The 13,838-nt window shown below is 70.2% G+C and carries 13 protein-coding genes; 9 read left to right on the top strand and 4 right to left on the bottom strand.

Features of this window, described 5'->3' with window-relative positions; genetic code table 11:
* From lptB to D7W82_RS33560, 8 genes are all read left to right on the top strand, one after another.
* Positions 1 to 709, top strand: a 709-nt coding sequence (lptB, locus tag D7W82_RS33595; protein WP_120622217.1) for an LPS export ABC transporter ATP-binding protein, incomplete at its 5' end; no start/stop codon positions are given.
* A 252-nt stretch (positions 710 to 961) separates the two neighbouring features.
* Complete coding sequence (gene rpoN, locus D7W82_RS33590) at positions 962 to 2,482, top strand: RNA polymerase factor sigma-54 (RefSeq protein ID WP_120622216.1); 1,521 nt, start codon at positions 962 to 964, stop codon at positions 2,480 to 2,482.
* A gap of 58 nt (positions 2,483 to 2,540) precedes the next feature.
* Complete coding sequence (locus D7W82_RS33585; RefSeq protein ID WP_120622215.1) at positions 2,541 to 3,179, top strand: GNAT family N-acetyltransferase; 639 nt, start codon at positions 2,541 to 2,543, stop codon at positions 3,177 to 3,179.
* A gap of 16 nt (positions 3,180 to 3,195) precedes the next feature.
* On the top strand, positions 3,196 to 3,984 hold the full coding sequence (locus D7W82_RS33580) for a hypothetical protein (protein ID WP_147439692.1): 789 nt from the start codon (positions 3,196 to 3,198) through the stop codon (positions 3,982 to 3,984).
* A 271-nt stretch (positions 3,985 to 4,255) separates the two neighbouring features.
* Positions 4,256 to 4,885 (top strand): ribosome hibernation-promoting factor, HPF/YfiA family, encoded by a 630-nt coding sequence (gene hpf / locus D7W82_RS33575; RefSeq protein ID WP_120622213.1) that lies wholly within the window; start codon positions 4,256 to 4,258, stop codon positions 4,883 to 4,885.
* A 225-nt stretch (positions 4,886 to 5,110) separates the two neighbouring features.
* Positions 5,111 to 5,572 (top strand): PTS sugar transporter subunit IIA, encoded by a 462-nt coding sequence (locus D7W82_RS33570; RefSeq protein WP_120562033.1) that lies wholly within the window; start codon positions 5,111 to 5,113, stop codon positions 5,570 to 5,572.
* Between the two features lie 23 nt (positions 5,573 to 5,595).
* Positions 5,596 to 6,441 carry a hypothetical protein gene (locus tag D7W82_RS33565; protein WP_120622212.1) on the top strand — a complete coding sequence of 282 codons (846 nt, stop codon included), beginning with the start codon at positions 5,596 to 5,598 and terminating at the stop codon, positions 6,439 to 6,441.
* A 91-nt stretch (positions 6,442 to 6,532) separates the two neighbouring features.
* Positions 6,533 to 7,633 carry an alpha/beta fold hydrolase gene (locus D7W82_RS33560; protein WP_199727906.1) on the top strand — a complete coding sequence of 367 codons (1,101 nt, stop codon included), beginning with the start codon at positions 6,533 to 6,535 and terminating at the stop codon, positions 7,631 to 7,633.
* 4 nt (positions 7,634 to 7,637) lie between these two features.
* Here D7W82_RS33560 and dtd read toward each other — a convergent pair whose 3' ends face one another.
* The 4 genes from dtd to D7W82_RS33540 are packed head-to-tail and all read right to left on the bottom strand — an operon-like array spanning position 7,638 to position 11,510.
* Positions 7,638 to 8,099, bottom strand: coding sequence for a D-aminoacyl-tRNA deacylase (dtd, locus tag D7W82_RS33555; RefSeq protein WP_120622210.1), 462 nt, complete (start codon positions 8,097 to 8,099; stop codon positions 7,638 to 7,640).
* Positions 8,100 to 8,152: 53 nt separating this feature from the next.
* A complete protein-coding gene (locus D7W82_RS33550) occupies positions 8,153 to 8,986 on the bottom strand; it encodes an ABC transporter permease (RefSeq protein ID WP_120622209.1) in 834 nt (277 codons plus the stop codon).
* Entirely contained in the window at positions 8,983 to 9,897 is a 915-nt protein-coding gene (locus D7W82_RS33545) for an ABC transporter permease (protein ID WP_199727904.1), read from the bottom strand. Before D7W82_RS33545 ends, D7W82_RS33550 begins: the two co-directional genes overlap by 4 nt.
* Positions 9,894 to 11,510, bottom strand: a complete 1,617-nt coding sequence (locus D7W82_RS33540) for an ABC transporter substrate-binding protein (RefSeq protein WP_120622208.1) — start codon at positions 11,508 to 11,510, stop codon at positions 9,894 to 9,896. Before D7W82_RS33540 ends, D7W82_RS33545 begins: the two co-directional genes overlap by 4 nt.
* Before the next feature lie 134 nt (positions 11,511 to 11,644).
* On the opposite strand from D7W82_RS33540, the gene dacB reads away from it, so the two are divergent.
* The coding region (gene dacB / locus D7W82_RS33535; protein ID WP_120622218.1) for a D-alanyl-D-alanine carboxypeptidase/D-alanyl-D-alanine-endopeptidase at positions 11,645 to 13,838 on the top strand (2,194 nt) is incomplete at its 3' end.

The raw sequence follows: 13,838 nt of genomic DNA, 5'->3' as shown, positions 1-13,838 counted from the left end.
CCAGAAGTCCTTCCGCAAGCGGCAGGTGGTCCGCGACGTGTCCTTCAACGTCGCCCCCGGTGAGGTCGTGGGCCTCCTGGGCCCCAACGGCGCCGGCAAGACGACGAGCTTCAACATGGTGGTGGGCCTGGTGACGCCGGACGCGGGCCGGGTGCGCGTGGGCGACGAGGACCTCACCCACCTGCCCATGCACCGCCGCGCGCGCCGCGGCGTGGGCTACCTGCCGCAGGAGGCCTCCGTCTTCCGCAAGCTCACGGTGCGCGAGAACTTCCTGGCCGTGCTGGAGCTCCAGAAGGGGCTCACCGCCCAGGACCGCAAGCAGCGCGCGGACACCCTCCTGGAGGAGTTCGGCCTCTCCCACGTCGCCGAGTCCTGGGGCGAGACGCTCTCCGGCGGCGAGCGGCGGCGCGCCGAGATCGCCCGCAGCCTCATCCCCGCCCCCCGCTTCATCCTCTTCGACGAGCCCTTCGCCGGCGTGGACCCCATCAACGTGGGCGACCTCCAGCGGCAGATCCACCTGCTGCGCGAGCGGGGCCTGGGCATCCTCATCACCGACCACAACGTCCAGGACACCCTGGGCATCTGCGACCGGGCCTACATCATCGCACAGGGGCAGATTCTGGAGGAGGGCACCCCCGCGCAGATCGCCGGCTCGGCCCGCGCGAAGGCCGTCTACCTGGGAGACCGGTTCCGTCTCCAGGCTCCGTGAAAAGCCGCCCTCTCCGTATGTCTCCAGATGCTCCGGGTGAAGTTGGCCCCGCTTTTGCGTCGACGTCTGAACATCTGCCAGGCGAGCAGGGGTTGCGACAACCTGTCGGATTTCCAGCGGATTTTCGACAATGCAAATCAGAAACCATGCGCTGGGGCACTGGACGTGGCCGGGGGTCCTTGTTAGGTTGGCACGGTCCTTGATTGGAACCTCCAATCAGGTGGCACGCAAGCCTTCCGGAGACGCCCCCACATGGCGATGGAACTCAAACAGAGCCTGAAGCTCGCGCAGCAGCTGGTGATGACGCCCCAGCTGCAGCAGGCCATCAAGCTCCTCCAGCTCTCGCGAATGGAGCTCCTGGACCAGGTCCGCGAGGAGATGGAGCAGAACCCCCTGCTGGAGCAGCCCGAGGAGGGCATGCCCGGCGAGGTGAGCGAGAAGGAGCCTGGCGAGGCCTCGCTCGAAGCGGACAACGCGGAAATCGCGCGCGACGTGGACCTGCCGTCGGCGACGCCTGAGACGGCCCAGGAGTTCAAGGCGGACGGCGAGGGCCCCCCGGAGATTGACTGGGAGTCCTACCTCAACAGCTACCAGTTCAACGAGCCCACCACCGCCTCCAACAAGGGCAACGTGGCCACGGACGACCTGCCGTCGTTCGAAGCCAACATGGTGAAGAAGGAGGACCTGGTCGACCACCTCCAGGAGCAGCTGGGCACGCTGCGGCTCAACGAGGCCGAGCGCCGCGTGGGCGTGCTCATCCTGGGGAACCTGGACGACGACGGCTACCTCAAGCTGCCGGACGTGGAGGGCGACCCGCTCATCCGCCTGGCCAACGAGGCGGACGTGCCCATGCACGTGGCCGAGCGCACCCTGCGCCGCATCCAGAACCTGGAGCCCCGGGGCTGCGGCGCGCGCGACCTGCAGGAGTGCCTGCTCATCCAGTTGCAGGCGATGAAGGACCCGAACGCGGCGCTGCTGGGCCTCATCATCAAGCGCCACATGAAATATCTGGAGTCCAAGAACCTGCCGGCCATCGCCAAGGACCTCAAGGTCACCCTGGAAGAGGTGGTCGCGGCGGCGAAGCTGCTCCCGAAGCTGGACCCGCGGCCGGGCCGCAACTTCAGCGGGGATGACGCGCAGTACATCACCCCGGACGTCTTCGTCTACAAGCTGGGGGACGACGACTACACGGTGGTCCTCAACGACGACGGCCTGTCCAAGCTGCGCATCTCCGGCATGTACCGGAACGCGCTCAAGACGGGCGCGGTGAGCCCCGGGCAGACGAAGGAGTTCATCCAGGACAAGCTGCGCAGCGCGATGTGGCTCATCCGCTCCATCCACCAGCGGCAGCGGACCATCTACAAGGTCACCGAGAGCATCGTGAAGTTCCAGCGGGACTTCCTGGACAAGGGCATCGCGCACCTGAAGCCGCTCATCCTGCGCGACGTGGCGGAGGACATCGGCATGCACGAGTCCACCGTCAGCCGCGTCACCACCAGCAAGTACGTGCACACGCCGCAGGGCATCTTCGAGCTGAAGTACTTCTTCAACTCGTCCATCGCGCGCGTGTCCGGCGAGGACACGGCCAGCGAGGCCGTGAAGCACCACATCAAGCAGCTGGTGTCGCAGGAAGACTCGCGCAACCCGTACTCGGACCAGAAGATCGTGGAGCTGCTGCGCTCGCAGGGCACGGAAATCGCCCGCCGCACGGTGGCCAAGTACCGCGAGGTGCTGGGCATCCTCCCCAGCAGCAAGCGCAAGAAGTACTTCTAAAGCCGTCCGCCATCACCGGCCCTGCACGCCAGGGCCGGTTTGGGGCATGAAGCGGTCCATGGACCCCGTGCTCCCCGCCGATGTCGGCGTTCCCCGCCGTGACCCCGTGCCGCTCGTCGTCCCGCCCGTCACCCTGGAGGGGAGGGCGGTGCGGCTGGAGCCGCTGACGCTCGCGCACGTGCCCGCGCTCGCGGCGGTCTGCGAGCCGGAGGTCTTCGCCCACTTCTCACGCGTGCTGCGCACGGAAGCGGACGTCGCGGACTACGTCGCCAGCGCGCTGAAGGCGGCCGCCGCGGGCACCGAGCGGCCCTTCGCCATCCGCGAGCTGGCGGGCGGCACCGTGGTGGGCTCCACGCGCTACCTGGACATCTCCCGCGAGTACCGCACGCTCGAAATCGGCTCCACGTGGCTGGCGCGGCGGGCGTGGCGCTCGCGGGTGAACACCGAGTGCAAGTCCCTGCTCCTCACGCACGCCTTCGAGTCGCTGGGCGTGATGCGCGTGCAGCTCAAGACGGACAGCCGCAACGCGCGCTCCAGGGCGGCCATCGAGCGCCTGGGCGCTTCCTTCGAGGGCATCCTGCGCAACCACATGCTGGTGCGCGGCGGCGTGGTGCGGGACAGCGCGTACTATGGGTTCATCGACACGGAGTGGCCCGGCGTGAAGGCGCGGCTCGAAGGACTGCTGGCGCGGGAGTGATAGAGTGCCGGCCGCCATGACCTTCATTGCTCCGAGCCCGCGTCGAACCGTGTCCCGCTTCACCGTCCTGGGGGCGCTCGTTGCGCTCACCGGATGCAGCGGCGGCGAGACGAAGGTGATGTCGCTGGCGGAGCTGTCGGACCGCTCGCTCACCTTCGCGCTGGCGGACGTGGATGACGCGGAGACGCCGGACGCGCAGGGCGCGCACCGCGTCACCGTCAGCTACTCGGTGGCGGCGGACGGCCCGTGCTCGCGCTTCGCCGACGACGTGACGGCCACCCTCAACGGCCAGCCCATGACGCTGGTGCCGGGCGGCGCGTCGGACGTGGGCGGGCGCTCGGAGGCGTGCGAGAACAGCCGCGCCTACTTCAACTTCGACCCGGCCGCCTGGGGCCGCGAGCCGTTGGAGGACATCGTCGTGCAGCTGCAGGACGCCTCCAGCACCGTGCGCCTGGTGGCGAAGAACGCCAAGGCCAAGCGCAGGTTCACGTTCCAGGGCGAGGGCACTCCGGACAAGCTGCGCGTGGGGCAGTCCTACGACTTCCTCTGGGAGCCGTCCTCGGAGGTTCCCGGGACGGTGGAGGCGCTGCTCCTGCGGGAAGAGGGCCGCGCGCCCGGCGTGCTCGCCGTCACGCAGGACGGCAACAAGGCCACCGTCGCCATCCCCGCGGGCACCCCGCAGGCGAACCACACCCTGACGCTGAGCGCGGCCCTGGAGGGCGTCGTGAGCGAGTGCGCGGGCGTGGCGTCGTGCTCGGGCGCCATCTACCACGCGCAGGACTTCGTGCTCTCCGTGGTGCCCTGAATCCGCCGGGCCGCGGGACGAGCCGCAGGCATGTTGCTGGCCTGAGCGCCACGCACGCGGTGTGGGGGACTGCTGACCGGAAAATGAGGCCCGGGTCGGAATCCCCCCGCCGTGCCATGCAGCGGACACCAGACGTGTCCTATTGCGGTCGCTTTCGCGAGCGCGAGCCGTGAACGGGAAGTTCCAACCTGGGGGGCCGGGTTGCTTTCGGCGTGGGCTCCGTTTCTGATCTGTCACGGAGCTTACCTCTCTCCCTAGGAGGCGGCCACGCATGCAGCTCAACATCACCTTCCGTCAGTTCGGATCGTCGGATTCCCTGAAGGAGTACGCCCGTGAAAAGGTCGAGCGGGTGAACCGACTGCTGGACCGGGCGGGTGAAGCCCACGTGGTGCTGTCGTTGGAGCGGCACCTGCATCACGCGGACATCACCATCCACTCCGGCGCCTGGGTCCTCCGGGGGCGTGAGAAGAGCGATGACATGTACGCGTCCATCGACCTGGCGATGGACAAGATCGAACGGCAGCTGCGCCGCTACCGCGACAAGCTCAAGTCGCACCACGGCAAGGAGAAGGTCCACCACCGCCAGGACCTGGTGAAGGTCCGCCACGACGTCTTCGAGGTCCACGAGCCGGAGGAGACCGCCGAGGCTTCCGCGCCCGCCGCCCAGACGCCGGTGGCCGAGTCGGGCGTCGCCCGCCTGGTGCGCACCACGCATCTGGCCATCCAGTCGTTGTCCGTGGACGACGCGGTGATGCAGATGAACCTGATGAACAACGACTTCTACGTGTTCCAGAACCAGCAGTCCCAGGCGCTGTCCATCGTCTACCGCCGCAAGGAGGGGGGGTTCGGCCTCATCGAGCCGCACCTGCCCGACGTGCCGGTGGCCGCCACGGGCACCTGACGGGCAACCGTTCGTGCCGGGAACCGGGTCCGGGGCCATCTCCGGGCCCGGAGCCCGGGGCCCGGGCCGGGGTGGGGGGAACGGCTCGGGCTGACGCGCAGTGAGCGAAGCGCCTGCCACCGCCCAGGCGACTCTTGCGCGAATCCAGTGTGAGGAGTAATTGCCGGCCGAGGAATCATTGCCGGCCCGGAGCGCCAGTGCCGGAGCGCCAGTGCGGGAGCGCCATTGAGAATCGCCGATTTCCTCAGCCCCCAGGCGGTCGTCGCGGACATGCAAGCCCGGACGAAAGCGGAGGTGCTGCGCGAGCTGAGTGCCACGTTGGTCCGGGCGCACCCGACGCTGCGCGAGGACCGGCTGGTGGCGGTGCTCCAGGAACGCGAGAAGCTGGGCAGCACTGGCATTGGCGAAGGCGTGGCCATCCCCCACGGCAAGCTGGCGGGCATGGACAGCCTCCAGGCGGCCTTCTGCGTGTCTCGCGCGGGGGTGGACTTCGAGTCCATCGACGGCAAGCCCACGCACCTGTTCTTCGCGCTGGTTGCGCCGGAGAACAGCGCGGGGGTGCACCTGAAGGCGCTGGCGCGCATCTCGCGGCTGTTCAAGAACCCGCGCTTCCGGGCGGCCATCCTCGAGGCGCCCTCGGCCGCGGACATCCACGCCCTCATCGTCCAGGAAGACGCGCGGCCCTGAGGGCCTGACAGGAGACGCCCCGCATGGACGTCGTCCTGCGCCCCATCAACGACCGCTTCTTCCACGAGCAGGTGCTGCCGTTCTTCACGCGCGCCATGGGAGATGCCTCCGGCGCGCTGGAGGCCCTGTCCAACCACCTGGGTGACGCGCAGGCGTTCACGCTCTGCCAGCGGCTGGCCTCGTCGGCGCTGCCGGGGGGCGTGGGGTCGGTGGACTCGGACGGGTGGATGGACCTGGTGGACCGGCTGGTGTTCCAGCCCTGGCGCGAGGCGCCCGGCGGCTGGGAGGTGGGCGGGTCCCCCGGCGGCTACGCGGACGAGTGGGACGAGGCGCTGAACCTGGCGCTGATGGTGGAGGACCCGGCCTATCCCTATTGGGACACGAAGGCGGCGCGCGTGGTGCGGGACAACTTCCGCCGGCGCCCCCCGGGCGAGCAGGGGCTGGCGTCGCTCCTGGCCGGGCAGTGGGACCCCTTCCCGGAGTTTCCGCCGGACCGCGTCTTCGTCACGCAGGGCCGGGGGGAGTACGCGGTCCGTGAGCGGTTCGCCTTCGCGGACTGGGCCTGGCGGCCGGCGAAGACGGTGTTGCACTGGCAGGTGAACCTGCCGCGAAAGCTGGAGCGGCTGCTGACGCGGGAGCAGGAGCGCCTGAAGCTGCCGGTGCTGCCGGAGCGCGACGAGGTGCTGGGCTACTGGACGGGGAAGCTGCCCCAGCCGCCGCCCCTGTCCGTGCTGTTCTCCGGCCTGGGCCCGAACGCGGCCACGTGGATCCGCGAGCTGGGCGCGCTCACGCTGCACCTGCGCGGCGCCGCGCAGACGAAGCAGGGGCTGGCCGCGCTGGTGACGCGCGGGACCACCGTGCGGCTGTGACCTGAGGGCCAGGTCCCGGGTGCTGCCCGGCCGAGGCGGACGGAGCTTCCCTCGTTTCCTTGCCCGGTCGTTCCCGGTCATGCTCCGGGACATGCGCCGCTTCCTGTTCCCCGTGGGTTCCATGCTCCTCGTCGCCGTCGCGCTGCTGACGGGCGGCTGTTCTTCCGCGAAGAAGGCGACGGAGGCTCCTCGCACGGACCACACGGCGCTCTACGGCGCGGACGCGGCCTACGCGGTGGGCGTCACGCAATCGCTGACGTACGAGGACGCGGTCCGCCGCCGCACGCTGAAGCCGTGGGTCTGGTACCCGGTGGCGCCCGGAACGCCGATGGACAACCGCGCGCCGTCGGACCTGTTCAAGCCCTTCTACGGCGCGAAGGACGCACCGCTGTCGGACGCGCGGGAGCGCTGGCCGGTGGTGCTGCTGTCGCACGGGAGCGGCGGCTCGGTGATGGACCTGGCCTGGTTCGGCGCGAACCTGGCGGCGCATGGCTTCGTCGTGGTGGGGCTGAACCACCCGGGCAACACCTTCGGGGACACGAGCCCGGAGGGCTTCGCGCGCGCCTATGAGCGTCCGCAAGATTTCAAGGTCGTCCTGGACCACCTGCTGAAGGATCCGAAGTGGGGCTCGCGCGTGGATCCGGAGCGCATCGGCGCGGCGGGGCACTCGATGGGCGGCTACACGGCGCTCGCGCTGGTGGGGCTGAACCTGAACCTCGAGTGGATTGAAAAGCGCTGCAAGACGCCGGGCACGAAGGAGGAGATTGGCTGCGAGGGCCTGCGCGACGTGGACTACCGCCGCATCGACATGAAGCACGCGCGAGCGTCGTATCTGGAGCCGCGAGTGAAGGCCGCGTTCGCGATGGCGCCGGGCATGGCCGCCTCCTTCGAGGCGCGCGACACCGCCGACGTCCAGAGGCCGGTGGAGCTGGTGCTCGCGAAGGGCGATGAGCTGATGCCGCACGAAGGGCACGGCATGCACCTGGCGGGGCTGTTGCCACCCGCGACCACGACGACGGTGGTCCTGGACGACGCGGGCCACTTCACCTTCCTGCCCGAGTGCTACCCGAAGGGCTTCGACGTCATCGCCATGCTGTGCAGCGACCCGGTTAAGGGGACGCGCCCGGCCTCGCATGCGCGCACGAACGCGGAGGGCGTGACCTTCTTCCGCCGCACGCTGGACGTGCGCTGAGGCTTCAGGCCGGAGCCGCGGCCTTCGGCGGGCTCTCCAGGAGGAGGGTGACGGGCCCGTCGTTGACGAGCGCGACCTTCATGTCCGCGGCGAAGATGCCGGTGCCCACGGTGAGGCCGCGCTGGCGCAGCGCTGCGCAGGTGCGCTCGTAGAGGGCCTTGGCCGCGACGGGCTCCATCGCGTCGATGAAGCTGGGCCGGCGGCCCTTGCGCGCGTCGCCGTAGAGGGTGAACTGGCTGACGACGATGAGGTGCTTGGAGGTGTCCTCCAGCGACAGGTTCATCTTGCCGTCGGCGTCCTCGAAGATGCGCAGCGTGGCCAGCTTCTCCACCATCCACGTCATGTCCGCGTCGGTGTCGCCCTTGCCCACGCCCAGCAGCACGAGCAGGCCCGGGCCCATCTCGCTCACCCGCTGCCCATCCACCGTCACTGACGCTTCCAGCACCCGCTGCACCACGGCCTTCATGCGCTCGTCACCTCCGTCCCTGCTTCCTGCCAGGGACGCAAGGGGCCTTCAAGTCACCGGCCTCCATGACGCGGATCCATCGCGTCGCGCAGCGCATCGCCCAGCAGGTTGAAGCCCAGCACGGTGACCGCCAGCGCGATGCCGGGGAAGAGGGCCACGTGCGGCGCCACCAGCAGGTACTGCGTCCCCTGGTCCACCAGCGCGCCCCATGACGGCGTGCCCGGCGGGACGCCCAGGCCCAGGAAGCTCAGGGACGCCTCCGCGACGATGGCGCCCGGCAGCGCGAACGTCGCCTGCACGAGCAGCGGCCCCGCCGCGTTGGGCAGGAGGTGCCGCACGAGGATGCGGCCCGGTCCGCTGCCCAGCGCCCGAGCAGCCTGCACGTAGTCGCGCTCGCGAAGGGTGAGCACCTGTCCGCGCGTCAGCCGCGCGTAGCCCGTCCACCCGGTGAAGGACAGGGCGAACACCACGTTGGCGAGGCTGGGGCCCAGCACCGCGGTGATGAACAGCGCCAGCAGGATGCCGGGGAAGGCGAGCAGCACGTCCACCCCCCGCATCAGCGCTTCGTCCACGAGCCCGCCCGCGTAGCCCGCGATGCCGCCCAGCGTGATGCCCACCGCGGCGGACAGCACCACGGCGAAGAAGGACACCTCCAGCGACACGCGCGCGCCGTACAGCACGTGGGTGAGCACATCGATGCCGTTCTCCCCCGTGCCCAGCAGGTGGCCGGACGTCGGGGGCAACAGCTCGCGCGTGAGGTCGATGGCGTCCGGCGAATGCGGGCTGAGCCACGGCGCGAACAGCGCGGTGAACACCCAGACGCACGCCACGGCGAACCCGAACCGGGCGCCCCACGAGTGCAGCCGGAAGCGGTGGGCCGCGCTCATGACCGCCTCCGCACGCGCGGGTCGACCCACGCATACGCGAGGTCGGTGAGCGTGTTGACCATGACGTAGCAGAAGGTGAAGAGGAGCACCGTGGCGCGCACGGTGTTGTAGTCACGCTTCTCGATGGCGGTGAGCAGCAGCGTGCCCATGCCTGGCCACGCGAACACCTTCTCCGTCACGATGGCGCCGCCGAGCAGCGCGCCGAACTCCAGGCCCAGCACGGTCACCAGCGGCAGCAGCGCGTTGCGGAACGCGTGCTTCCACAGCACCACGCGAGGCGACAGGCCCTTGGCCCGGGCCACCGTGACGTAGTCCTCGCGCAGCGCTTCCAACATCGTCGCGCGCGTCATCCGGGCGAGGAACGCGGCCAGCGCGGTGCCCAGCGTGAACGCGGGCAGCACCAGGTGCCGCCACGACTCCGCGCCCGACACGGGCAGCCAGTCCAGCTTCAGCGCGAAGACGATGATCAGCACCGGGCCCAGCCAGAAGCGGGGCAGGGCGACACCCGCCACGGACACGCCCATCGCCGCCGCGTCCACGGGCGTCCCTCGCCGCGCCGCCGCCATCACGCCCAGGGGCAGCGCCAGCACCAGGGACACGGCCATGGCCGACACCGTGAGCAGCAGCGTGTACGGCAGCGCCGCGCCCAGGGCCGGAAGCACCTTGCGCTGGAACGGAGGCAGCGACGTGCGCAGCTCCCCGGTGGCCAGGTCGCGAGCGAACGTCCAGAGCTGCGCGTACCAGGGCAGGTCCAACCCCACGGCCTGCCGCAACGCCGCGCGGTCCACCTGCGTCGCCTGCTCCCCCAGCATCACGTCCACCGGGTCCCCAGGCACGAGGTGCAGGAACAGCGACACCAGCAGCAGCGCCCCCACCATCGCGATGACCGCGGACACGAGCCTCCGGGTCACGGGGGGCTCCCACGCTCGGGCATCACTTCCCGTGCCTTCGCCAGCGGCAGCAGCAGGCCGTGTGCGCTGGGCTCGAAGTCCGCGAGCCGCGAGGACACCACCGCGACGCTGGCCTCATGCCACAGCGGGATGACGGGCATGTCCGCGTCCAGCTCCCGCTGCGCCTCCGCGTACAGAACCTTCCGCTCCTCGCGAGACGCCTGCGTCGCCGCGTCCAGCACGCGGTCCAACGCCGGGTCCTTCAGCGCTCCGCGATTGAACCCGCCCCAGTGGTTCTCCGGCCCGGGGATGTTCGCGGAATGGAACGCGCCCCGCAGCAGGTCCGGCTCCATCACGGCGGCCCACTTCAACGTGAACAGCTCGAAGCGCCCCCGGCGCACGTCCTCGAAGAACGTCCCGAACTCCAGCGCCCGCACCTCCACGGCGATGCCGCCCTTCGCCAGTTGCTCCTTGAGCACCAGCGCCACCGCGCGCCGGAAGCGATCCGTGCTTGTCTTGAAGGTGAAGGACAGGCGCGGCTGTCCCCCGGGCCCGTCCGGATCCGGATACCCCGCCGCGTCCAGCAGCCGCGCCGCCTCCTCCGGCGCGTAGCCGCAGCCCGGCGTCCGGGTGAAGGCCCAGTGCTCGCGAGGCAGCATGCTGGACGCGGGCTCCGCCAGCCCGTGCAGCTTGTGCTCCACCAACGGGCGCACGTCGATGAGGTGGCACAGCGCCTGGCGCACGCGCACGTCCGCGAGCGGTCCCTCGCGCAGGTTGATGCCCAGGTACGTGAAGCCCGTGCCCGGCTTCGTCACCACGCGCAGGTGGGGCGACTCGCGCAGCGCGGGCAGCACCGCCGGGGACACGTTGTTCACCACCAGGTCCGCGCGGCCCTTGAGCAGCTCCAGCACCCGCGTCGTCTCGTCCCGGACCACCCGGAACGTCAGCCTCGGCACGGCGGGCTTCCCTCCGTGCCAGCCCTCGAAGGGGACCAGCGTCAGGTGCTCTTCGTCCGGCCACGATTCGAACCGGAACGGCCCGGCGCCCACCGGGTGCGTCCCCTGCGCCTCGATGCCTCCGGGCCCCACGCGCTCCGCGGGCAGGATGGCCGCGGACAGCTCCGCGAGCAGCGGCGCATAGGGCCGCTTCAAGTGGAAGCGCACCGTGCGGGCGTCCACCACCTCCACCCGCTCCACCGGCTCGTACCGCTCGCGCTTGGGGCTGCCCAGCTTCGGATTCATCAGGGCATCGAAGGTGGCCTTCACGTCCTCTGACGTGAGGGCGCTCCCGTCGTGGAAGGTCAGATTCGGACGGAGGACGAACTCCACCACCGTGGGAGAGACCTCCCGGAAGGACTCCGCCAGCTGGGGCACGGGCCGGCTCGAGTCATCGAAGGTGAGCAGCCCCGGGCTGACGAGCTGCGCCAGCCGCTGTCCATGGGCCGTGAGGGCGAAGCGATCGTCCAGGCTGTCCGGTGGGGCCTCCAACAACACCGTGATGCCCGCCGGAGGCGCAGGGGCGCGGCAGCCGGAGTCAAGCACCAGCGCCAGCGCGATGAAGGACACCCGGGCGGCGCGGGAGGGCAGGGGAGGCATGGCGTCTGTCACGAGGTGGATGTCAGGCGGGGCGTCCATGCTGCGACAGCCTTCTTCCTGTTTCCAGGAAGCAGGCAGGCGTGCAGGGTAACGGCGGACGTGGATCCTCCCCCCACCCTTGCCGCCCCTTTCGTCCCTTCTTCATAATGGAACGCGACTTCCCCGGAGCGTGCGTGCAGGTTTTTCGAACCAGACCCTTCTGGGCAGCGACCGCCATTGTCTTGTGGCTGCCTTCCGCCACCCTGGCCGCGTCGCCGTCCGCCGAGAAAAAGGCTGAGCGCGAGGCGCTGAAGAACGCGCTCGTCCAGGTGATGCAGCGCACCGCGCTCAAGAGCAGCCGTGTCGGCGTCCACATGCAGAGCCTGGACGACGGCACCGTGGTGTTCAGCCACAACGCGGATGAGCTGCTCAACCCCGCCTCCAACGTGAAGCTGGTCACGTCCTCCGCGGCGCTCGTCGCCCTGGGGCCGGAGTTCCGCTACGAGACGGAGTTCCTCGTGGACCAGGACCTGCCCGCCGACGGCAAGGTCAAGACGCTCTACGTGCGCGGCAAGGGCGACCCCACCGTCACCACCGAGCGCCTCTACGGCATGACCTCCGAGCTGCTCCACGCGGGCCTCAAGGAGGTGCAGGACATCGTCGTGGATGATTCCTGGTTCGACGCCGAGCGCACGCCGCCCGGCTACGACCAGGAGGACTCCGACCGCGCGTACATGGCGCCCACCGGCGCGGTGAGCCTCAACTGGAACGCGGTCGCCGTCTACGTGCGCGCCGCTCCCGGCGGCAAGGCCGCGGTGGACATGGAGCCGCCCAGTGACTTCTTCGTCGTGGACAGCGCCGTCTCCAGCGGCCCCGGCCGCGCCCGGCGCTTGTCCGTGAAGTCCAGCGGCTATGGCGACAAGCAGAAGATCATCGTCAAGGGCCAGGTCCCCGACGAGCGCGGCGCCGTCAGCGTCTGGAAGAAGATCGACAACCCGCCCATGTACTTCGGCTACACGCTGAAGCAGCTGCTCGCCTCGCGCGGCGTGAAGGTGAAGGGCAAGGTGAAGCTGGGCCTGGCGCCTTCGCGCGCGAAGGTCGTGTACGTGGCCCAGTCGGACACGTTCGACATCGTCCTCAAGCGCCTCAACAAGCTGTCCAGCAACTTCGTCGCGGAGACGCTCCTCAAGACGATGGGCGCGGAGCTGCGCGGACAGCCGGGCTCGTTCACCAAGGGCGTCGACGTGGTGGAGGAGTTCCTGGCTCGCGACGTGGGCATCCCGCGCGGCACCTACGTGATGAAGAACGGCAGCGGTCTCAACGACGCCAACCGCTTCTCCACCGCGCAGGTGGACCGGCTCCTGCGCCACATGTACGAGCGCTTCCCGCTGGCCCCGGAGTACCTGTCCTCGCTGGGCATCGCCGGCAAGGACGGCACGCTCAAGTACCGCTTCGACGGCACGGACGCCGTGGGCCGGCTGCGCGCCAAGACGGGCACCCTGGAGGGCGTCTCCGCGCTCAGCGGCTACGTGCAGTCCGCGGGCGGAGAGAAGTTCTCCTTCTCCATCATGGTCAACGACTACGCGGGCCGCGCCGGCCCCGTCGTCGCGGGCATGGACGCGCTGGGCGCCGCCGTGGCCGCCACCGGCTCCACGCTGGGGCCGGACACCGCGCTGGCCTCCCTCAATGAAGGCCAGAAGCCCCAGGGCGGCCTGCCGGACATCGCCAACCGCGTGAGGACCTACCTGGAGCTGGGCAAGCAGCGCGATCAACGCAACATCGGCTTCCTGCGCACCGCGTGGCGCAGCGAGCGCGACCCCGCCGTGCGCGCCGTGCTGGCGGAGAGCCTCTACCAGTCCAACCCGCACGACTACCTGGGCACCCGCACGCTGCTGGACAGCTACTCCGCCACGGATGACGTCTACGGCCGCCTGCGCCAGGTGGCCCACGCCCTGTCCGTGGGCGTGCCCGGCGTGAGCAGCATGGTGGAGCTGGCCTCCGGCGGAAACACGGAGGCCCTGGCCCGCGTGCTGGAGCTGTGCCGCGCGGCCGGCGCCGCCCGTGACCTGGAGGCGCAGGACGAGCTGGCGGACGGCCTGGGCGAGGTGGCCCGCACGGCCCCCGAGGAGCTGGTCGTTGCCCTGCGCACCGCCAGCACCGTGGAGCGCGACGCGACCGTGCCGCTGCTGGCCCAGGGGCTGGTGAAGACCGGGGACGCCACCCACCCGTTCTGGAAGTCCCTGCGCAAGCTGGGCTCTGGCGGGACGGATGCGCAGCTCGTCGCCTTCGCCAAGGGGCTGGACTCCACCCTCACCTCCCAGACCGCCGAGGTCCGGACCGCCCAGCGCGCCCAGCCCGTCCAGGTGGTTGCCCCCGCGTCCGCCACCC

The organism is Corallococcus sp. CA049B, from assembly GCF_003611685.1.
Classification (GTDB): Bacteria; Myxococcota; Myxococcia; order Myxococcales; family Myxococcaceae; genus Corallococcus; species Corallococcus coralloides.
This window is presented reverse-complemented; position numbering and strand designations above follow the sequence as displayed.

Excerpts from the sequence above, each read along its gene's own strand:
- rpoN (WP_120622216.1), top strand. The coding sequence starts at position 962 with ATGGCGATGGAACTCAAACAGAGCCTGAAGCTCGCGCAGCAGCTGGTG.
- D7W82_RS33585 (WP_120622215.1), top strand. The coding sequence starts at position 2,541 with ATGGACCCCGTGCTCCCCGCCGATGTCGGCGTTCCCCGCCGTGACCCC.
- D7W82_RS33580 (WP_147439692.1), top strand. The coding sequence starts at position 3,196 with ATGACCTTCATTGCTCCGAGCCCGCGTCGAACCGTGTCCCGCTTCACC.
- hpf (WP_120622213.1), top strand. The coding sequence starts at position 4,256 with ATGCAGCTCAACATCACCTTCCGTCAGTTCGGATCGTCGGATTCCCTG.
- D7W82_RS33565 (WP_120622212.1), top strand. The coding sequence starts at position 5,596 with ATGGACGTCGTCCTGCGCCCCATCAACGACCGCTTCTTCCACGAGCAG.
- D7W82_RS33560 (WP_199727906.1), top strand. The coding sequence starts at position 6,533 with ATGCGCCGCTTCCTGTTCCCCGTGGGTTCCATGCTCCTCGTCGCCGTC.
- dtd (WP_120622210.1), bottom strand. The coding sequence starts at position 8,099 with ATGAAGGCCGTGGTGCAGCGGGTGCTGGAAGCGTCAGTGACGGTGGAT.
- D7W82_RS33550 (WP_120622209.1), bottom strand. The coding sequence starts at position 8,986 with ATGAGCGCGGCCCACCGCTTCCGGCTGCACTCGTGGGGCGCCCGGTTC.
- D7W82_RS33540 (WP_120622208.1), bottom strand. The coding sequence starts at position 11,510 with ATGGACGCCCCGCCTGACATCCACCTCGTGACAGACGCCATGCCTCCC.